Source organism: Paenibacillus spongiae, from assembly GCF_024734895.1.
GTDB classification, from domain to species: Bacteria; Bacillota; Bacilli; order Paenibacillales; family Paenibacillaceae; genus Paenibacillus_Z; species Paenibacillus_Z spongiae.
Genome location: NZ_CP091430.1, coordinates 5598331 through 5618833, shown reverse-complemented (window position 1 = coordinate 5618833; position 20503 = coordinate 5598331). Strand labels below are relative to the sequence as shown.

The 20503-nt window shown below is 54.2% G+C and carries 21 protein-coding genes; 12 read left to right on the top strand and 9 right to left on the bottom strand.

Translation table 11 applies throughout. The features are described 5' to 3' along the window. Positions 1-13 precede the first annotated feature (13 nt). Positions 14-928, bottom strand: a complete 915-nt coding sequence (locus tag L1F29_RS25500) for an AraC family transcriptional regulator (protein ID WP_258384838.1) — start codon at positions 926-928, stop codon at positions 14-16. 174 nt (positions 929-1102) lie between these two features. On the opposite strand from L1F29_RS25500, the gene L1F29_RS25495 reads away from it, so the two are divergent. The 4 genes from L1F29_RS25495 to L1F29_RS25480 all read left to right on the top strand — a co-directional run bounded on the left by L1F29_RS25495 (position 1103) and on the right by L1F29_RS25480 (position 3138). Continuing rightward, the gene (locus tag L1F29_RS25495; protein WP_258384837.1) at positions 1103-1939 is read left to right on the top strand and encodes a phytanoyl-CoA dioxygenase family protein; all 837 of its coding nucleotides are present in this window, start codon (positions 1103-1105) and stop codon (positions 1937-1939) included. A 225-nt stretch (positions 1940-2164) separates the two neighbouring features. Continuing rightward, the gene (locus L1F29_RS25490; RefSeq protein ID WP_258384836.1) at positions 2165-2605 is read left to right on the top strand and encodes a GreA/GreB family elongation factor; all 441 of its coding nucleotides are present in this window, start codon (positions 2165-2167) and stop codon (positions 2603-2605) included. A 150-nt stretch (positions 2606-2755) separates the two neighbouring features. After that, positions 2756-2944, top strand: coding sequence for a sporulation protein Cse60 (locus L1F29_RS25485; RefSeq protein ID WP_258384835.1), 189 nt, complete (start codon positions 2756-2758; stop codon positions 2942-2944). Positions 2945-2979: 35 nt separating this feature from the next. Beyond that, positions 2980-3138: a hypothetical protein gene (locus L1F29_RS25480; RefSeq protein ID WP_258384834.1), complete on the top strand. Its 159-nt coding sequence runs from the start codon at positions 2980-2982 to the stop codon at positions 3136-3138. A 61-nt stretch (positions 3139-3199) separates the two neighbouring features. Here the strand turns inward: L1F29_RS25480 and L1F29_RS25475 are convergent, their stop codons facing one another. Further along, positions 3200-4774: a catalase gene (locus L1F29_RS25475; protein WP_258384833.1), complete on the bottom strand. Its 1575-nt coding sequence runs from the start codon at positions 4772-4774 to the stop codon at positions 3200-3202. 194 nt (positions 4775-4968) lie between these two features. On the opposite strand from L1F29_RS25475, the gene L1F29_RS25470 reads away from it, so the two are divergent. The 4 genes from L1F29_RS25470 (at position 4969) to L1F29_RS25455 (ending at position 9052) form a co-directional block, all read left to right on the top strand. Next, positions 4969-5754 (top strand): transglutaminase domain-containing protein, encoded by a 786-nt coding sequence (locus L1F29_RS25470; protein ID WP_258384832.1) that lies wholly within the window; start codon positions 4969-4971, stop codon positions 5752-5754. A 179-nt stretch (positions 5755-5933) separates the two neighbouring features. Further along, a complete protein-coding gene (locus L1F29_RS25465) occupies positions 5934-7088 on the top strand; it encodes a metallophosphoesterase (protein ID WP_258384831.1) in 1155 nt (384 codons plus the stop codon). Between the two features lie 119 nt (positions 7089-7207). After that, positions 7208-8596 carry a class II fumarate hydratase gene (fumC, locus tag L1F29_RS25460; protein ID WP_258384830.1) on the top strand — a complete coding sequence of 463 codons (1389 nt, stop codon included), beginning with the start codon at positions 7208-7210 and terminating at the stop codon, positions 8594-8596. 48 nt (positions 8597-8644) lie between these two features. Next, on the top strand, positions 8645-9052 hold the full coding sequence (locus tag L1F29_RS25455; RefSeq protein WP_258384829.1) for an acyl-CoA thioesterase: 408 nt from the start codon (positions 8645-8647) through the stop codon (positions 9050-9052). Positions 9053-9219: 167 nt separating this feature from the next. On the opposite strand, the gene L1F29_RS25450 is transcribed toward L1F29_RS25455, so the two are convergent. Beyond that, entirely contained in the window at positions 9220-9783 is a 564-nt protein-coding gene (locus L1F29_RS25450) for a C40 family peptidase (RefSeq protein WP_258384828.1), read from the bottom strand. Positions 9784-10160: 377 nt separating this feature from the next. Here L1F29_RS25450 and L1F29_RS25445 point away from each other — a divergent pair, with 377 nt between their 5' ends. The 4 genes from L1F29_RS25445 (at position 10161) to L1F29_RS25430 (ending at position 14506) form a co-directional block, all read left to right on the top strand. Next, positions 10161-11516, top strand: a complete 1356-nt coding sequence (locus L1F29_RS25445) for a dicarboxylate/amino acid:cation symporter (RefSeq protein ID WP_258384827.1) — start codon at positions 10161-10163, stop codon at positions 11514-11516. Between the two features lie 242 nt (positions 11517-11758). Further along, complete coding sequence (locus L1F29_RS25440) at positions 11759-12721, top strand: aldolase catalytic domain-containing protein (protein WP_258384826.1); 963 nt, start codon at positions 11759-11761, stop codon at positions 12719-12721. A gap of 186 nt (positions 12722-12907) precedes the next feature. Then, entirely contained in the window at positions 12908-13627 is a 720-nt protein-coding gene (locus tag L1F29_RS25435; RefSeq protein ID WP_258384825.1) for a FadR/GntR family transcriptional regulator, read from the top strand. A 297-nt stretch (positions 13628-13924) separates the two neighbouring features. Continuing rightward, entirely contained in the window at positions 13925-14506 is a 582-nt protein-coding gene (locus L1F29_RS25430) for a hypothetical protein (protein ID WP_258384824.1), read from the top strand. 90 nt (positions 14507-14596) lie between these two features. On the opposite strand, the gene L1F29_RS25425 is transcribed toward L1F29_RS25430, so the two are convergent. From L1F29_RS25425 to L1F29_RS25400, 6 genes are all read right to left on the bottom strand, one after another. Continuing rightward, positions 14597-14902 carry a hypothetical protein gene (locus L1F29_RS25425; protein ID WP_258384823.1) on the bottom strand — a complete coding sequence of 102 codons (306 nt, stop codon included), beginning with the start codon at positions 14900-14902 and terminating at the stop codon, positions 14597-14599. A gap of 112 nt (positions 14903-15014) precedes the next feature. After that, positions 15015-15890: an ATP-binding cassette domain-containing protein gene (locus L1F29_RS25420; RefSeq protein ID WP_258384822.1), complete on the bottom strand. Its 876-nt coding sequence runs from the start codon at positions 15888-15890 to the stop codon at positions 15015-15017. Between the two features lie 39 nt (positions 15891-15929). Continuing rightward, complete coding sequence (locus L1F29_RS25415) at positions 15930-16748, bottom strand: hypothetical protein (RefSeq protein ID WP_258384821.1); 819 nt, start codon at positions 16746-16748, stop codon at positions 15930-15932. After that, positions 16745-17353 (bottom strand): RNA polymerase sigma factor, encoded by a 609-nt coding sequence (locus L1F29_RS25410; RefSeq protein WP_258384820.1) that lies wholly within the window; start codon positions 17351-17353, stop codon positions 16745-16747. The genes L1F29_RS25415 and L1F29_RS25410 overlap by 4 nt, the downstream gene beginning before the upstream one ends. Continuing rightward, positions 17329-19560 (bottom strand): ABC-2 transporter permease family protein, encoded by a 2232-nt coding sequence (locus tag L1F29_RS25405; RefSeq protein ID WP_258384819.1) that lies wholly within the window; start codon positions 19558-19560, stop codon positions 17329-17331. The genes L1F29_RS25410 and L1F29_RS25405 overlap by 25 nt, the downstream gene beginning before the upstream one ends. Continuing rightward, positions 19548-20432 (bottom strand): ATP-binding cassette domain-containing protein, encoded by an 885-nt coding sequence (locus tag L1F29_RS25400; RefSeq protein ID WP_258384818.1) that lies wholly within the window; start codon positions 20430-20432, stop codon positions 19548-19550. The genes L1F29_RS25405 and L1F29_RS25400 overlap by 13 nt, the downstream gene beginning before the upstream one ends. Positions 20433-20503 lie beyond the last annotated feature (71 nt).

Below are 20503 nucleotides of genomic sequence, written 5' to 3'. Positions count from 1 at the left end.
GAAGTGCCCGTGACTACTTGCGGGTACGCCACTGGGTCGGGGTAACCCCCATGAAACGTTTGAATACGGTGGCAAAATGCTGGCTGGACGGGTAGCCGAGACTGTGCGTAATGTTCGTTACGGTATCGCCCGTTTCCGTCAGCCTTCTGCAGGCTTCTTTGATGCGAAGCCGTTCGATGAAGGTAATCGGCGGCTGCCCGGTATATTCCTGGAAGGTGTGGTAGAAGTGGGACTGGCTGACGCCAACGGCATCCGCAAGCTCCTGTACGGAAGGGCGCCATTCCGGCTCACGCTTCATTCTGGCGATCAGGAGATCGAAATTCCGGAGCAGATCTTCGGCGATGGCTGCTCTGGATCCGGTCGGCTGAAATAGGTTCATCAGCAGGTCGTGGATGGCGTGCCGGACCGTCATTGATCGCACGGCCTCATTCTGCTGGTCGAGTCCCCTGCGAATTAACTTAAAGGATTCAACCGGCTTCAATCCGGTGTGGACTATCCGGGGGAGTGCGGCGAGCGATTGCTCAACCCAGCGGCTTTCCGCCGGGGTAAGCTGCAGCCATCCGTTATGATGAGGCGCCTCCAGAATCAGCCACCATAATTTGCACGGCTCGATAATATTGAAGCCGCCCCGGTGCAGCTCGCCGGGCCTCGAATGGAAGACATCCCCCGCTTGAGTCCGGTATACTTTCCCCTCCAGTTCCCAGCTCGCGATTCCGCGCTCGACAAGGACGAACTCGAAGCAGCCGTTATGGACGTGATCGTCGAGCGGAATCGCTTTACGAATGTCGTCGCATCCCATCATTACGAACTCGGGCACGAACGGTATAGGGCCGTTGTCATCGGTCGTATACGTCCAACGGGCGGTCTGTCCGCCGGCAGCCTCCTTCGAAGGGGCATTCATTCCGGGAGCGTCTTGAGCGTCCGGCAAGCTGATCATCTCCAATCGCAATATGTTTCTCTATCTATTGTATGTTTCTAATACTCTTTCGTAAACAGAGACACGTCAAGGAACGGCGTTCTGCGGTATTTTGTATGAGAGAGATGACGACAGAGGTCGTTTAGATAGGATTATTTTATTTATTTTTCGGGAGGAAAAGATCATATGAGCATACCGGCAGAGCGCCAATACAAAATTACGCCGCAGGACAAGGAAATTTTCGAAAGAGACGGCTATTGGATTAGCCCGAAGCTGATCGATGACGATCAGATTGAGCGGCTGCGCCGCGCGCATGACCGCATATGGAGCGGGGATTGGGATGGCGACGGCGAGCCGATGAATTACTTCCGCCTTCATCCGAATCCGGATGCCATACGGAAGTTCGATAACGGCTGGTGGATCAACGACGAAGTCCGCACCGTCGTTACCGATCCGTTCATCGGCGAGCTGGCGGCCGATCTGCTCGATACGAACGAAATCCGGCTTTGGCACGATCAGGTTATCTACAAGCCGGGCGTCGGCGATAAGCCGACAAGAGACGGCAATGTCGGCTGGCATCAGGATTATGGCTATTGGCAGAGCTCGGACAATTCGAACATGGTTACCGTATGGATCGCACTGCAGGATACCGATATTTCGAATGGCGCCATGATGACGATTCTGGGCTCCAACCATTGGGGACTCGTTCCGGAGAGCGACGGATTCTTCAATCAGAACATGGAAGAGTTGAAAGAGAAATATGCCGGTGACCGGGAGTGGATCGAGGAGCCGTGCATCTTGAAAGCGGGCCAGGCGAGCTTTCATCACGGTCTGACGTTCCATGGCTCCGGCGTTAACCGGACGAATGAGCCGCGCCTGTCCGTTGTTGCGCATCTGATGCCGCAGGGAACCGGCTACCGCCCGCGCGTTCAGCGGCATGAAAATGTCAGGCTGCTCGGTCCGCGTCCAGTCAAGGGTCAGCCGTTTGCAAACGAGTATTTCCCTGTTCTGTATAAGAGGTAGTGCCTCTATATGGCTCAATATAGATAGACAACAGGTTTAGCAGCTTTTAACGCCGTTTTCGAGTCAAGCATGCCCAATTCCATATTGGAATCGGGAACTATATTTGTTACTATATCTGAAAGGCCTCCTTCAACCGGAGGCCTCTATTTCTATGGGAGGGATTCACAATGCGATCGTTAAGAAAAGATGTTGGAAGCGTGCAGCGTGTTGGGGGGGAAATCTACTATGAACCATAGTTTAACCGGTTCGAAGACACAGCTGATCAACCAGCTCGTTTACTTTGACGAAGAGAAAGCCAAGTTCCTGGAACAGTATTTCAGCGATCAAAGTAAAGAGAGAGCCGGCATGGAGCGGCTGCTGACGTCCTATTGCAAGGAGCTCGAACACATCGTTTCGGACTTTAACGAAACAACGCTACACTCAACCGTTCTGATCGGAAGTCAGGTGAAGCTCCGTTATGAGGACGACGACTCCTGTGAAAGCTATACGGTCGTCTTTCCGAATGAAGCGCAGCCCGATTTGAACCGGATTTCGTTTCTCTCCCCGATCGGGAGAAAATTACTGCTGTCGAAAGTCATGCAGAGCCATGAACTCGATATTCCTTCGGGCGTCATTAAAATTAATGTTGAAGGTATTAAATATGCCCCGATATATAATGAGAATTAATGGTATTGTTTAATAGGATTGACATTGGTTTCCTGTAATGGTACCATGACTATTCATAGGCATTCCGTCATCTTGCGGGGTGCCTTGATCTATTTTTGCTGGCTTTTTACAATTAATGGATGAACGCAAAAAAGATCGGAGGATGATTGTATGATTCAAGTGAAAGAATTCGTCGACACGGATAACTCCTTTGCTGAGAACAAGGTCAATCAGTTTCTGGCAACGCTGGATGAAAGTCAAGTCGTTAATATTTGTTATGGATCGGTCATGAAGGCGACTTTGAACGGCACGGGGCAGCAGAGGAGTACGATTCTGGTCGTGTACAGAACGAGCAATTAGCTTGCTCCATCACGCAGCATGAAGGGGTGAAACCCATGACAGTCACAAAGACGCCACCGAATCAGGAGAATGAGGCCGCCGCGTCAGAAATCAGGTACAGAAGATTTTTCACGTTCCTGTCTGCCGTATCGACCGCGTTAATCATCGTATTTGTGATTTGTTATTTGTTCTACTGGCTGTTTAGACCGGCATGAATGCTTCTACCCGAAAGGCCATACACCGGAATGCCGCAGGCGCAGCCTGCGGCATTCCTTATTAATATGGATCTGCTTCGCGGCCCATGCGTTTCGATAAATCGACGGCCTGTTCCGGGTCCGTCTGCCCGCTCTTGATCTTACGGTGTCCCCCTTGCACAAGCCCCTTCTCGACCCGCCTTCCGTAATCGGCATCAGCCTCCGAGAAGTGCCGGATCATTCGTTCCTGGATTCCGCTGCTGCATACGCGCAAGGCATCGACCAGATTGGCGATCAATTCGTCCCGCTCCCAATCTTCGAAGGCGCGGTATGTCTCGCCGGCCTGCTGAAAGTCGTTCGTCCGGCCGATTGCCTGTCGGGTCAGGTCGGCATCATAGTGAGGCTTATGCTCGTTCCCCTGCCGCGCTGCCTCCTGCAAGCCTCCCAATGATGAAGGCTCGTAATTCACGTGGGGATTCTGCCCTGGCGCGCGGTCCGGACGGTACAGCATCTGGCCTCCGCTTTGATTCGTTGCGACATTCGCCTTCGGCGCATTGATCGGAAGCTGCAAATAGTTCGTCCCGACACGATATCGCTGGGTGTCCGAGTAGGAGAAGGTTCGTCCCTGCAGCAGCTTGTCGTCCGAGAAATCCAGCCCGTCGACCAGCACCCCGGTTCCGAAGGAGGCCTGCTCCACTTCCGTGAAGTAATCGTCCGGATTGCGGTTCAAGGTCATCTTCCCGACTGGCAGGAAGGGGAACTGCTCTTGCGGCCAGAGCTTGGTCGGATCCAGCGGATCGAAGCTTAGCTCGGGATGCTCGCCATCGCTCATGATTTGCACGCTTAGCTCCCATTCGGGATATTCGCCCCGCTTGATCGCTTCATAGAGGTCCAGCGTGGCATGATTGAAATTAAGTGCCTGTATTTCATTGGCTTCGCGCTGCAGCAAATTTTTGATCCCCTGCTTGATCGGCTCCCAATGATACTTGACCAGTACGGCATCGCCGTTCTGATTTACCCATTTGTATGTATTGACGCCCGACCCCTGCATCTGCCGGTAATTCGCCGGAATGCCCCAAGGGGAGAAGAGGAAGGTGATCATGTGGGTAGATTCCGGACTCATGGATACGAAATCGAAGAAGCGCTCCATATCCTGCACGTTCGTGATGGGATCCGGCTTGAACGCATGGACCATATCGGGGAACTTCAGCGGGTCCCGGATAAAAAAGATTTTGAGATTGTTCCCGACCAAGTCCCAGATGCCGTCCTCGGTATAAAATTTGATCGCGAAGCCGCGCGGATCCCGCAGCGTCTCGGGCGAATGCGTGCCGTGAATAACGGTGGAGAAGCGGGCGAAGACCGGTGTCTGTTTTCCGGCTTCCTGGAAGAGCTTGGCCCGCGTATAGGCAGAGACGGGTTCATTGCCTGCCGTTCCATAAGCCTCAAACACGCCGTGAGCACCCGCGCCGCGCGCATGAACGACGCGTTCGGGTACGCGCTCCCGGTCGAAATGCGTGATCTTCTCGATGAAATGGTAGTTTTCCAGCGTACTAGGGCCGCGGTCCCCGACGGTCCGAATGTTCTGGTTATCCGTGACAGGATGGCCCTGCCGGGTCGTCAGCGTCTGACTTGAATGCTGTTGATCTTCGTTCATCATTTCCTCGCCGCCTTTCCAAACGTTTGCTCCTTCGTATGTTGTCCGATGACCGAAAATCTTACTCTCATTCCATAAACTTGCTCGAAAGAGGATACAATCATGTGAATTCCAGCATTTTGATAAATGGCTTTATTCCGGAAGTCTCATTCGATATAATGAAGTTTAATTAGAAAAAAGTGTTCGGGAGGCAAACCGTGTATAAGTTGTTTGCAAAGTTACTATTGGTGGCTATTGTCCTTACACTGGGGATCGGCTCGGAATTCCGAGTTGTGCAGGTGCAAGCGCGATCGACGGATATGGCTCCGATGGAGCAGTTGAAGATGGATATCGCAGCCCAGCTTGCACAGCAGCAGACCGAAATTAACGTGACCTATAACGGGGATAAGTCGGAGTTGTCCAAAAGCCTTGCCGAGCTGCTCCGCCAAGCGGTATCGGCCGACGACTATATTGCTTATATTGTAGATTCCTATTTTTATACCGTACGCACCTGGGGGTTGTCCGCCAAGATCAAGCTGGCCGTAACTTACCGCGAGACGTTGGAACAATCCCGTCTGGTTGATGAACGGGTCGGTGAGGTATTATCCGGTATAGTGCAGCCGGGAATGACCGTCCGCGATAAGGTGAAGAAGATTCACGATTGGGTCGTGACGAACGTGGAATACGATCAGTCCCTCTCCAGGTATACAGCCTATGAGGCGCTGAACCTTGGGAGCGCCGTCTGCCAGGGCTATACGCTGCTCATGTACCGGATGCTCGAGAAGGCCGGCATCGAGAACCGCATCATCGAAGGCGAGGTCGACACGGGAAGCCATGTCTGGAACCTGGTGAAGCTTGACGGAAAGTGGTATCACCTGGATGCGACATGGGACGATCCCGTGCCGGATCGTGCTGGAACCGTCGGCTACAAGTATTTTTTGAAGAATGATGAACAGATGCGGAAGGATCATACATGGGTAAAAGCTTACCCGGCTTCGTACTAAGATGAGAGAAGCTGCCCTCGAAAGCGATCGGCTTTTGAGCAGCTTCTTTTTTATGCCGGCATGATGGTTGCGGGAATAGAAAACGGCAGCATGCGGCAAGCAAGGTGAGATTCCCTCGGCGCCCGATTTGTGCGAAGATGGTGGGTATGGAACCTATCATATAAGGAGTGTTCGGACAGATGAGCATGCGCATGCTATTATCGGCTGTTTTCTTTCTTACTGTATTTCTCGGCCTCAATGTCCTGATCGGCTGGAACGGTTCTTTATTCTGGGGAACCGTTCTCTCGCCGGCTTTCATGACGATTTATTGGATTGCTTATGGCCTCATCGCTTTATCCTATCTGGCGGCTATGCTGCTGCAGCGCTTCCTTCCTTATCGAATCTACACTTGGCTTAAGCTAATCGGCGCTTACGGAATGGCTCTGCTCTTCTATTCGCTAATTCTTATTCCGGCCGGTGATCTGGCGGCTTGGCTGCTTCGCCAGGCAGGTATGGATGCACGGGCATCCGTCCTGCTGGTCGGATGGTTCGTCGTCGCAATGCTTGTACTGCTTATGCTGTGGGGATCACTCAATGCCTGGCGTCCGATCGTCCGGCGATACGACATTACGATCGACAAGCAGTCCGGTCCTTACCGCGAGCTTCGCATCGCGGCCGCTTCGGACTTGCACTTGGGGACGATTGTCGGCAAGCGTCATCTGAGGCGGCTAGTCAGCGTAATCGACGGACTTCGCCCGGATGTTATTCTTCTTCCAGGAGATGTGCTCGACGACAGCATAGATCCGTTCATCCGCGAGAATATGGCCGATGTAATGAAGGAGCTGCGAGCGCCGCTCGGCGTCTATGCTTCGCTAGGCAACCATGAGTATTACGGCGGTCATATTCCCGAATATATCGAGCGTATGCGTGCGATCGGCATTGAGGTGCTGGTTGACCGCACGGTTCATGTATCCGGCAGCCTCTACATTGCCGGCCGTGCGGACAAAGCGGCCGAAGGGACCAAGGCAGGCAGGCTTCCGATCGCTTCGCTGCTCCATGACCTGGACCGCTCACAACCCGTTATCGTACTCGATCATCAACCGTACGGCTATAAGATGGCGGCCGAGGCTGGCGCCGATCTGGTGCTTTCCGGCCATACCCATCGGGGACAGATGGCTCCCAATCATTGGATTACCCGGCGGCTGTTTGATCTTGATTGGGGATATCTCCGCGTCGGCCGGCTCCATGCCATCGTTTCCTCGGGATTCGGCACATGGGGGCCTCCGGTTCGGATCGGAAGTCGCAGCGAAGTGCTGGATATTCATATTACGTTTCGAACTTCCGGTGAGGGGTAATGGAAACGGCGGTATGAAGTTTCATGGCATTCGGTTGGAACGGAATGAACGGGGCACAATGAATTTTGAAGCTGCAGGCAAATGGGATGCCGCATGACAAATGATAGGAGGAGTATGGCATGACATATCGGATCGAGAAAGATTCCATGGGTGAGATACAGGTGCCGGAGAACCGCCTTTGGGGCGCGCAAACACAGCGGAGCCTGCAAAATTTCAAAATCGGAACGGAGAAAATGCCGATCGAGCTAATCCGCGGATTCGCTTATCTGAAGAAAAGCGCCGCGCTCGCTAACGAATCGCTCGGCAAGCTTGATGCGGCGAAGGCATCCGCGATTGCGGCTGCGGCCGACGAAATATTGGACGGCCGATGGGATGGCGAATTTCCGCTTGCCGTCTGGCAGACCGGCAGCGGGACGCAGTCCAATATGAATGTGAATGAGGTGATCGCGCGGCGTGCGGGACAGCTTATGAAGGAAGCGGGCATCGAAGGCGCCATTCATCCGAATGATGATGTCAACCGTTCGCAAAGCTCGAACGACACCTTCCCCACAGCGATGCATATCGCTGCGCTCAAGAGCGTGGAAGAGCTCGTTCTGCCGGCTGTCGCGCAGCTGAAGAGGACGCTTGCCGGCAAGAGCCAAGCTTTCGCCGGCATCGTGAAGATCGGCCGCACCCATCTTCAGGATGCGACCCCTCTCACATTGGGGCAGGAGATTAGCGGATGGGTTCGCATGCTGGAGAAGGCCGAGCGGAACATCGGCAGCAGCCGCGAGGAGCTGCGCGAGCTTGCGATCGGCGGGACGGCGGTAGGGACGGGGCTCAATGCCCATCCGGAATTCGGCGACAGGGCGGCGGAGGAGATCAGCAAGCTGACGGGAATATCCTTCGTGAGCGCGCCGAACAAGTTCCATGCGCTGACGAGCCATGATGAGCTCGTATTCGTTCATGGCGCATTCAAGGCGCTTGCCGCCGACTTGATGAAGATAGCCAACGATGTGCGCTGGCTGGCCAGCGGCCCGCGCTCGGGCATCGGCGAAATCCGGATTCCGGAGAATGAGCCGGGCAGCTCCATTATGCCGGGCAAAGTGAATCCGACGCAGTCGGAAGCGCTCACGATGGTCGTTTGTCAAGTGATGGGCAACGATGCCGCAATCGGGTTTGCCGCAAGCCAAGGCAATTTCGAGCTGAACGTGTTCAAGCCGGTGATTATTCATAACTTTCTGCAATCCGCCAGGCTGCTCTCGGATGCGATCCGTTCTTTCGACGAGCACTGCGCGGCTGGCATCGAACCTAACCGCGAGACGATTCAGCGGCACCTGAACGATTCCTTAATGCTCGTGACGGCGCTCAATCCGCACATCGGTTACGAGAATGCGGCTACGATCGCGAAGACGGCGCATAAGCTGGGCATTACGCTGCGGGAAGCCGCCGTACAGAGCGGTCTCATTACGCCGGAGAAGTTCGATGAAGTCGTGCGTGCGGAGGATATGATTCACCCGAAGGCATGATTAGAAGAACCGGGCAGCAGTATAAGGAGCAGAAATGGGGAAGACGCGATGAAGAAATCAGCCATGGACATTGTTGTGCGTTCGACGGAGATCGATGTGAACGGCCATGTCAATAATGCGAAGTACCTGGAGTATTTGGAGTGGGGGCGGGAAGCCTGGTATGAGGAAGCGGGATTATACTACGATGTGTTCCTGCAGATGGGCATCCAAACCGTCACCGTCAACATTAATATCAATTACCGGAGGGAATGCCGCCAAGGGGACCGCCTTGCGATTACAACCGAACCGGAGCGGGCTGGCAGAACCAGCTATGTATTGCGGCAAGAGATTGTGAACGACCGTGGAGAACGATGCGCAGACGCGCTCGTGACATGCGTTACAATGGACTCCGAGACACGCCAAAGCACGGAGCTTCCGGACCTTCTGCGCGAGTTATTTCCAGGCAATAGAGAATGAGCGTTAGAGCAGGGAGTCTGAAGAATTGCGACAGCGAGCCAGTATGAGGCCTGCCTTATGAAGGGGCTCGTACTGGCTCGCTTGTGCTGGAGTGGACTTGCGGCGGGTGCATAACAGGATGAGGAACCGGAGGCCTGGACTGCAGCAGCCCCGGCGGTGAAACGGTCTTAGGCTGTTCTGACGAAGGAGGATTCGTTAAGGACTAGGCTGGTGTAATCGCGCAGCACGCCGATATATTCCAATTGCAGCGATTTCGATTGACAGATATCGCCCGGCGTCACGAGACCGGCCGTTTTATCCGCCAAAGCCAGGCCGTTCTTCTCGAAGACGGTGGCGACGAATTGGGAACAGAAGTAGGCATTCGACCGTTCGATTTCTTTATTAAAGACGACGCCGAACAAGCCGAGCAGGTTGTATTTGTACTTTTCCTGGTTGCGCTCATACCATTCCATCTGCTCCTGCATCTGATAATAGACGTTGGCATCGACCATGCAGCTGAAAACGGCGCACTGGGCATTGTCGAACCATTCATCGTACACATTTTCTTTGACGAATCCGCCAATGAGCGGATTGTTCGGGTTTTTGCGTCCAAAGCTGTATACTTGCTTCAAATCGCTGTCGAACGCGATGGATGCGTGATTAAGCGGAAACCGGGTCACCATACGGATCATCCTCGTAAACAGCGTTCCCGTATCGGTTAATAAAACATATATCCTTCTCTCATGTGTCATTGTATGATTCCTCCGGTACATAATATATAAAAGCCGTCCAATAATTGACTATTACCAGCATACGCCAGAGATTGCCTGCCCGACACGTACCAGAGATGGAAGCAAAACTAGACTTAGGGCCGGTCTTTTTTTTAGCGCGAGGAACACCGAATGAGGTCAATTTTTTCTATTGGATGGTTGTACAAGAAAGGAATGGAAAAAATGCTTCTCCTTACATAATAAATGAAATTTGATTCAGCGTCTTCATATTGGAATAAGTTTTTTTATGAAGGGTATGAACCAAATTTGGGTAAAATAAATCTGTTGACATAAACGAGAATATTACTTAGTATCAATAAAGTATAGTAGACAGATTGGAATTAAAGGAGATGGTCATCATGGAGAATAATCTGGTGCATGCGTTTCAGACGAACTGGATCAGCCTGCTTATCTCGATTATAGTAATCGGTTTTCTCTTCTGGCTTGCCCGGAAACGCGTCAATTTTGGTTATCGAGTCCTGCTCGCGCTCGGCATCGGGCTTATAACAGGCATTATTCTCAATGCGACGGGAACGGACGCGACAAGCATTGGCACAATCGGTTCGATTTACGTCAATTTAATCAAAATGCTCGTGATTCCGCTCGTATCCGTCTTAGTCATATCGAGCATTACCTCCATATCCAGCCTGGGGCAGCTTCGCAAGATCGGGATTAAGACGATCTCCCTCTTCCTTGTGACGACGGGGATTGCGGCTTTAATCGGGCTGCTTGTGGCGCTGGCAATCAATCCGGGCACAGGCATCGAACAGGCCGTTCCGGAAGATTTCAAGGCCCGTGAGATTCCGACCTTTTCGCAGGTGATTCTCGATCTGGTGCCTTCCAATCCGGTGAGTGATATGGCCGACGGCAAAGTCGTCCCTGTCCTCATCTTCGCGATCTTCCTGGCGATCGCGATCGTTCATCTCGCAGGGAAGAAGCCGGAGGCGGTCGAGCCGGTCAAGAAGTTCATCGACTCCTTGACGCAGGTTATGCATCAGGTTACCAAATACATCATCCGTTTGACGCCCTACGGCGTCTACGCCTTAATCGGATCCATGGCGGCCAAGTATGGCTGGGAGACGTTAAAGCCGCTCATTGCGCTTATTATAGCAACCTATGTAGCGCTGGCCCTCCATTTCATCATTACCTTCTTCGGGCTGGTGACGTTCGTCGTCAAGATCAACCCGCTGCGCTTCTTGCGCAAAGCTTATCCGACGATTGCCGTCGCATTCACAACGCGCAGCAGCTATGCGACGCTCCCTGTCAATCTGGAGGTCATTACGAAGCGGATGAAGGTATCGCCTCGTATCGCCAGCTTCGTCGCCCCTCTCGGCGCAACGATGAACATGAACGGCTGCGGCGGCGTTTGGCCGGCGGTGGTGGCGATCTTCGTCGCGCAGGTATACGGCATTTCCCTCAATATATCGGATTATATTCTGATCGTAGTCGTCAGTATGATCTCTTCGATCGGGGTAGCCGGCGTTCCTGGCCCGGCTTCGATCTCCACGACCGTCGTGCTGACGGCGCTCGGATTGCCGCTTGAAGGTCTGGGTCTTGTTCTTGCGATCGATGCCATCGTCGATATGGGCCGTACGGCTGTCAATGCTACGGGAACGACCGTTTCCGCTCTGATCGTGGGCAAGTCCGAAGGGGAATTCGACCGGGAGGCGTTCAATCGCGATGACGACGACCAAATGGAGCTCAATGCGATTTAAAGAAAGCACGGTACCGTTCTTCTAATTTGTTGCTTAAATGACACATCTTAGATTACAGGTTCTTGCAGGATCAGATGACCGCCGATTTGGCGGTCTTTTTCTTGATTCCGCCCGGTTTTCAGCAGCTTTTTCGGAGGCGCTTTTCTCCGAAAATCCGACAAGAAAGCTTTGCGTTCGAGCCATATTTCAAGTATGATGGTGAGAAAAAGAAAAATGGTCATTCAGAAGGAGCAATCATTCGCATGAATTCGAAAACTACACATTGCAAGATTGTCGACTGTACGATTCGCGACGGCGGGCTCGTGAACAACTGGGATTTCAGCGTGGAGTTCGTTCAGCATCTCTATAATACCTTGAACGAAGCTGGCGTCGATTATATGGAAATCGGATATAAAAATTCGCCAAAGCTGTTGAAAGGCGCCGAATCGGCAGGTCCATGGCGTTTTCTGGACGATGATTTTCTGCGCACGGTCATCCCTCAGAAGCTGAATACGAAGCTCTCGGCGCTGGTTGATATCGGACGTGTCGACGAGAACGACATTCTGCCCCGCGACCAAAGCATGATCGACCTGATCCGCGTCGCTTGCTATATTCAGGACGTGGAGAAGGCGCTTGAGCTGGTTCAAGTTTTCCATGACCGCGGCTACGAGACGACCATCAACATTATGGCATTGTCCAACGTCATGGACAACCAGCTGCTTGAAGCCTTTAAGCTGATCAGCGATAGCGTCGTTGACGTAGTCTACATCGTTGACTCTTACGGCAGCCTGAATCCGAACGACTTCAATTACCTGGTGGACAAGTTCAAGACGCATCTGCCGAACAAGCGCCTGGGCATCCACGCGCATAACAATATGCAGCTGGCGTTTGCCAATACGCTTCTTGCCGCCGAGAAGGGCGTCGAGCTGCTTGACGCATCCGTATACGGCATGGGACGCGCTGCAGGCAACTGCTGCACGGAGCTTCTTGCCGCTAATCTGAAGGGCACCAAGTATAACGTGCGTCCGGTGCTGGATATGATCGAGAAGTACATGATTCCGCTTCGCGAGAAGGAAGAATGGGGCTACATCATCCCGTACATGATCACGGGAATGCTGGACGAGCATCCGCGCTCGGCGATGGCGCTTCGCAACTCCGCCGACAAGGACAAGTCTGTCGATTTCTACGATAAATTGACGACGCCGGAAGTATCCCACAGCTCCTAGAAGCAGGAAGCGGTTGAACATGAGGCTGTTCCGACCGAGCAGAGCCTTGAAGAAGGCTGCTCCGCCGGGGCAGCTTTTTTTCAAAATGATATTCGTTCCCGTGATATAATACGATCGTGAATGATAACCCGGAAGAAGAGTAGCGGATAACGGGTCTTTAGTGTTTCAAGGAATGGAGGGAAGCTGGTGGCATTCTCGAAAATTACGACGCGCAAAATTTATGAGCAAATCGCGGACCAGATGAAGCAGCACATTATTGAAGGCGGGTGGAAGAGCGGCGACAAGCTTCCCTCGACGAAGGAGCTCTCGGAGCAATTTCAAGTGGGGCGTTCCACCATGCGCGAGGCGCTCAGTGCGTTGAAAGCGATGGGACTGATTGAAATCCGGCACGGTGAAGGCTGCTTTGTGAGGTCGGTCGAATCTTCGGAGATCCGGATGCCGAGCTTCGATACGCTGCTGCTAAGCCGGGAGGCGATCTTCGAGCTGATGGAGGCGCGCATTGCGCTTGAGGCATCCAATGCGGCTATCGCGTCGAATCGCCGGACGGAAGAGGATCTCGCTGCCTTCCGCAAGCTGCTGAAGTCGATGGAGGAGCGGCTTGGAGACGAAGCCTTCGGCGAAGCGTCCGATATCGAGTTTCATCGCTTGCTCGCGAAGGCTACGCATAATTCAATTATGGTCCGTCTTCTCGATACGATCTCCTCGCAGATGGAGGCCGCGATTCGCGAAGCGCGCCGCATTCAGCTGTATGGCAACAAGCAGGTGTCGCTCCAGCTTCTGGAGGAGCATACGGCCATCTACCAAGCGGTGGCGGACCGGGATCCAGCCGGAGCGGATGCAGGCATGCGCTCCCATCTCACGCATGTTGAGCAAGTGCTTCGCGCTTATCTGACCGATTCGCGATAAGAGATAATGATGCGTCTAGAGTGAAAGGCGCAGTCATGTTCATCCGGCAGTCAAAATTCACCGGAGCTTGCGTTTGCTTTCACCGCCATGTCTTAGCCTTGCTAAGAATGGCGGTTTTTTGCGATCTTCAAACCGCGGCCTCATAATAGGAAATACGGGATATCGTCTGCAGCCGCAGGCGTTTTCTCCTATCCGAGCGATGGATTGAATGTTATATCTAATTTCGTGTATTCGCTATACAATGGAGGGCGGTTCGAGTAGACTGGCATTATATAGCGATCAAGAGGTGAATGAAGGATGGATGAACGCATCATGCAAATTGTTGAACGGCTGCGAACGAGAAAGCCGCTTCAATCGTTATCGCCTAACCGGATTTGGGATGAGGCGCTCGATCAAGAAATCGCAGCAATTCGCTTGCCGAATGCCGATACTGCGGAAGCAATCGCTCTCAAGGCAGGCCTTCATCTATGGAACGATAGCCTGGACATCTCGCATTCCTATGCGCAATTAATCGAGCATGATCCAACGGGCGGATACTGGCACGGTCTGATGCACCGGATGGAACGCGACTATTCCAACGCCAAGTATTGGTTCCGCCAGGCCGGCGCGCATCCGGTTATGGACAGACTGCAGCAGCGGGCCAGCTCCTGGCTGCGCGCCGAAGCCAATCTGGAGCAGCTTCCGGAAGGGGAGATTCGGGAGATGCTGGAAGCGGTGACGAAGCAGGGCAGGTGGAATTCGGCGGCATTCACAGATGGCATTGCAAGGCAGGAGCAGAGGCGGGGATCGGATACGTCCAGACAGCTGTTAGAGGAGCTGCAGCATATGGAATTGACCGAGCTGGTTGCGTACACGCTGGATGCGGCAAAGGGCCGGTAAGAATAGGCCAAAAGCAATCTACTATATCATAAAGGCAGCACCGGTCGGCTTATGCCGCTGGAGCTGCCTTTATTCATTGTTGCGATGCGATTACTTGAAACCCGCTAGCTCGCCTTCGCCGCGGATCGCGGCTGCATGATGCTGAACGTTCGGATGCAAATATCCGGTCCCTTCGAAGGCCCGTCCGCCTGCCGTAACGGCCGTCAGCTCGACGCGAATATTCTCGCTTTCGTTAAAAGACCGCAGCAATGAGGTTTGAGTCATTCCGTCGATATCGATATACCATAACCGGGAGCCGGTATCGGTCACGATAACCAGCTGAGCACCCGAGAAAATGAGCTTGGTCGACTCATCGAATTGCCGGATGGTTAATTCCGCAAGCATATAAGTATCCACTGACGTAATGCCCTCCTTCGCTAGCTATATAAATCTGACCGGAAACGGTCTAGGATAAGTTCAGTTTCGATTGTAATAGGGCGCGGCTTGATTTGCAACTTCAGCGAAAGCGTCAGCCGGCCGCGAACGTCTGGGCTAGTGAACGGCAGCGGATGAAGTATGCATCCTCCATCGTGATCGGCTGCTGCACGAACTGTGGAGCAGGCGGAGAGCCGCTGCCCAATATCCGTACCCGGAAGAAGTTGGATTCGTTGCGGATTTGGAGAATGCGGGCGGGGTCGAGCTCGCGATACATATCGGCATCGATTAATCCTTCCCACACCGACAGCGGCAAGCCCTCGATCCATTCCTCCATGGTGCCGTGAAATTGAGGCGTACCGGCATCGAACCAGAGCACGTGATCCGCCCATGCTTCCCATTCGTTCAGCTCATGCGTCGAGACGATGATCGTCCGTCCCCGCGAATGCGAAGCAACGAACCGGGTAAAGTGAAGTCTTTCGAGGGAATCAAGCGCATTAAGCGGTTCATCCAAAAAGATGTAAGCAGGCGAGGCGATCCATGCTTGCGCAAGGGCGATTCGTTGGCGAACCCCCTGCGGAAGCGTCTTGATCTTGGACGAGCGGTAAGCGGTCAGGTGGAAGTCCTCCATGAGCCGGTCAAGCTCCTCGCTTGTGGCGCCTCCTTTAAGCTCGGACAAATAATGAAGCAGCTTGACTGTCTTCATCTGCTCGTAAAGCTCGATCCCAGTCGGCACAAAGCCGATCTGGGATCGAATGATAGGCAAATCGCGTTCCGCAGTTAATCCGTCGTATCGGATTTCCCCCTCAAGGGGGAACTGGGCCGTCGCCAGCAGCTGCAGCAGCGATGATTTCCCTGCCCCATTACGTCCAACGAGCAGGGTAATCCCCGGCTTCAGCGTAAGCCGCGGTACGGAGAGCCGGAAATCGGAACCGCCTCGGCGCCATTGAACCTTATGAAGCTCCAGCATGACTAGTTCTCTCCTTTATTTTGGGCCGCCACCTCGTGATTAAGGCAGCAGACGCGTGCCGTAGCTTCGTTTGTATGCGAGAGCCAGAAGCAGCAAGCCCGCGATGACCGCAGAGCCTTGCAGCTCGGCCAAATATCTGCTGTTCGACAGCTCCAAGGCGGGAAGAATCCGCAGCATGAGCCCGTTCCAACCGATCCAGAATGCCGCGGCGAATGTGAAGGCGAGCTTGAAGCCTTTCCACATTAGGACGTAAGCGGTAATTCCGCTCAGCAGCAGCAGCAGCGAGAGCCACTGGAGCACGAATGCAAGCATCGGGAAGGATTCGACCTTCATATTCATGTAGATCGAACCGATCATGCCGAACACAAGGTTGAGGCTGATGACAATCATCGTCCGGACGATCAGCAGCAGCGCGGGCGGGTAGGGCGTTATCGTTTCGATCATCCGCATTTCCTTATTCCAAGTGCGGAAGCTGTAGGCCAGCGAAGCGAGAAGCAGTGCCGGAAGCACAATGGAGAATATATCCCCCACGGAACGGGCGGAAACCCCTTGGCTGGTCGGCAGCAGGAGCAGCAGCATGCCGAAGATGAGAAGGCTCGCAAGCCAGTACATTCGCGAATAGGATGACAGCTGCGAACGGACTAACCGGATAATCGAAGGGCGTGCTGCCTTAACCGTATTCCGGTTGACGAACCGCTCTTCTTCGCTCGCCTGCTTCAGCTCGTCGAAGGCGGGCTGAAGCGCCCGGATTAACCGCGCCGTGTCGTAAGGCGAAACGGTTCCCGTCAGCAGCTGGGACAGTGGTGTACGCAGCTCATCTTCCAGCATTTGAAGCTCATTATCCTTTGGTACAGTCACTTCCGTCCGCCTCCTTTGGCATCCGCCGCGACGATCGTGTCGGGGTGTAGCCGTGATTTTAACTTTCGCAATCCGTTATACAAATGGGTTTTGACCGAACCGAGCGGCAAGCTGACAATGTCCGCAATATCCTGCAGCTTCAGATCCTGATAGAAGCGAAGCGTAATGATCTCCTTCTGTACATCCGGCAGCGAATCGAGCGATTGCTGCACTTCCTTGCGCGTTTCCTGCCGTTCGGCCAGCTCGACGACCGATGGGGTCGTATCGCGCTGCTCCGGAGGCTCGGCGAAGGAAGTCTGAACATTGCGGTTGTGCGCGCTCTTCCAGTAATCTCTGCACAGGTTAAGCGCGACTCGGTACAGCCAAGCCTGTACATTGTCAGGCGGCTTGCGTTCCTTCAGCTGACGGATCAGCCGAAGGAACGTCTCCTGTACGAAATCCTCGGCTCGCCCGGGATCCTTTAATTGCCTCTGCAGGAACCCATATAGCGGGGCGTTGTACCGGTGTACGAGCGCTTCGAAGCTCGCCTGATCGCCGGCGGCCATTCCTTGAAGAAGCTCCTCATCCGTCATGTTGATGTTCACCTGCCCTTTTCTTCGTTCCATACCTTGAGCCATTGCTTCCAAGTAATGACCGGGAACTTAAACCGGCCGTCATGCTCACTGAATTGAATCGGCTGGAATGGTACCGAGTATGGATCTTTAATATATAGTCCTTGATCGTAGAAGCGGAGCAGCACCCGTCTGACGAGATCCTGCTTTCCTGCCGCATACGCATTATTGATCATTTCATGCATCGTCTTGTGCAGCGGAGAAATATGATGCATGTTCAAGCGTTCATCTGCCGGTAGCGACTCCGCCAGCCAAACATAAGGAACGATGGCCTCCCGTAATTCTTGTACGATCGAATAGGTATCCGCCATCTTCTGATTCTTGTCGTCCCATTCATTGACGGGCATAGTCGTGCTGACCGTATCGCCGAACAGCAGATAGGTCATCACCTGCTGAAGCTTGTAATTGTCCAGATTGTTATGCGTCATTTCGTTAATGAACAGCGTATGGCCTTCGATAAACAAGTTATTGCCGTAGCTCCATCGCATCGTATCGTCCATTGGAAAATATACGATCTGCTTCAAGCGGTTCAGCGGCTCTCCGATCCAATCCTCGTAGAAAATCCGCTGTTCGTTTATTCTTTCCAGAAACAGCTTGCTTTCCTCCACGTTGCCGGGTGTAGTAACGATGCTGATGGGTTCTCCGTCAATGCGGACCGTTTCGAAGCTTCCCCCCAGGATGGTCAGGCCGCCTGCGGATTTCTGCGACCAGTGCCTGGAACCGGGCCCGTCATCCGGAGCAGGGGGAATGGTCGTGAATAAATCTCCGGGAAAGCCGGTCATCCTCACATCGATATCGGCCTGCATATATTGGAGCGTGTCGGTCCGGCTCATCGCGTAGCGGTAGCTCTTGTATAATAAGCTGTCGCCGCCCGGAATCGGAAACCAGCCGTTATAGCCGGGGAGGAAGACTTGGCGCCCGTCAACGAACGCACGGTAATATTGTCTGGTATATTCCCGTTCCCATTCATGCAATGTTCCGGTATAGGTAAAGACGAGCGTTCGGGTACCGCTGCCCGTTCCGAGCAGGTCGCGTTCGAAAGAGACAAGATCGCGCTTCTGCTCGAAGGGAACGGATCTGCCGTCGATGGCGAGCGACTGAACGGTCAATCGCGGGTATAGCAGGAAGGATACAACACCCTCTGCATGTTCCTTGACCTTCTTTATTCCCGGTGCGGCCGGGATGAGCGCTCCATTCTGCAGAGGCAGGTCGACCGTCGCCTTCAGGTCGAGACGATCGTCCTCGTTACGGTGCACCTCCAGTGCCAGCCGGTCGATCCGGAACATGAACGGCTCTTGCGGCTGTGCCTGCTCGGGAGGCGCCGCTGCCGCCTCGACCGCGTTTATCGTCTCGTAGCGGACTCCCCACAATCCGGCATAGGGAACGAGGGAAGCCAGTGCCGTCAGAAGAGCGGTCCACATCACCAGATTCGGAATTTGGGGGCGCAGCACCGGTCTTGAACGGGCAAGCACGGCCGCGGCGGCGGTAAGCATGAATAAGGTGAAGGCCGCGTTAATGGCAAACTTCAGCCGGAATTCCTCCGCCCGGAGCTGAAACGTCCATGCCTCATTCACTGTTCCTCCTGCTAGCTCCAGCGGGTTGAGACTGAACATGTTGGCCGGATGCCAGTTAAACACTTCGACGAGGAACATCGGGACGAACAGCGTACCGAACACCCAGCCGCAGAATGCGATGGGCAGTGAGAACCGCATCGGCATCAGGGCGCCTAGAACCATACCGAGCGCAAGGCATATGGCGAAGGAGCTCTCGTACAAGGATGTATAGATCAGAATCTGCTTTAAGGCGGATTTCCATGGTAGTGCATGCTGCCATGCCGCGATCAAATAAGCGGCTTGAATGCAAAGGGTGAACATGCTGCTGTAGACGAAGCCTGCCATCCATTTGCTGGTGATGAATACCCGGTTCGTGACGGGAAGTGCAAGGCCCCACTCGTAGGCGGTATTCAATGTATCGCGCCGCATCAGATAAACGCCGAGCAGGATAGGAACCATTGGGACGAAGATCATAAGCAAGTCATGGGCGCTCGCCGCATACAGGTTGACATCCATCGAAGCGGGAAGGCCGGTTTCTCTCGTCTCGAGTATCATCCAGGCGCCGGCGGCAAGCGGCAGCAGCAGCGGCCAGCGCAGCCGCAGCAGCAGGCGAAGCTCCATAACGGTTTGCAGCGCTAATGTGCGCATTCGGCAAGCTTGGCTTGGCGCTCGGTAATGAGCGCCAAATAGCCATCCTCCATCGACGGTTCGGCAAGCTGTGCGTAAGGCGTGGGCGGCGCGTCGGCGAGCGTCCTGCACAGTACGCCGTCTGCCGTACGCCGCGCGGCAAGCAGCCGCTCTTGAGCCATGGCGCGCCATTCCAGCTCGGAGGCTTCCCACTGCCACAGCCTTCCCTCGGCATGCCGGGCGAGCCCGCTGAGCGCACCGTTGTACCGGAGCTTACCGTCCGTTAATACAATGACGTCCTTGCAGCTCGTTTCGACATCGCCCAGGATGTGCGTCGACAATAGGATAACGCTTCTTAAAGCCGTCTCGGCGAGCAGGTTGCGAAGACGGATACGCTCCTCGGGATCGAGACCGGTCGTCGGCTCGTCCACGATGATGACGTCCGGACTGCCGACCAGCGCTTGGGCGATCCCTAGCCGCTTGACCATGCCGCTCGAATACGTGCGCGCGGGTCGATCGGCCTTGTCCTCCAGATTGACGGAGTGAAGCAATCGTTCCACTTCCCGCTCCTGCTCGGCGCGGGAGGCGCCGCTTTTCAAGCGGGCTGTATGACGGAGAAGCTCACGGGCCGTAAGCTGCGGATACATCTGGAATGTCTGCGGCACATAGCCGATGCGGCTTCGGGCCTGCAAGCCGCTGCGGACGGAAACCCCCTGGACAGTGGCTTCTCCCGTCGACGGCGCCATTAGTCCGGCCAGCAGGCGCATCAGCGTCGACTTCCCGGCGCCATTGGGCCCAAGCAGGCCGTACATCCCTCTTTCCAACCGGAAGGAGAGAGGCTCGAGCGCCCATTCTTGTTTATATTTTTTTCCTAAATTGTAGGCGGTTAACATCGGTTTTTTTCCTCCTGTGGACTAGACGAAGGGCTGCACGAAAAAGTTTTTGCAAAGCGCTGCCAAGGTGC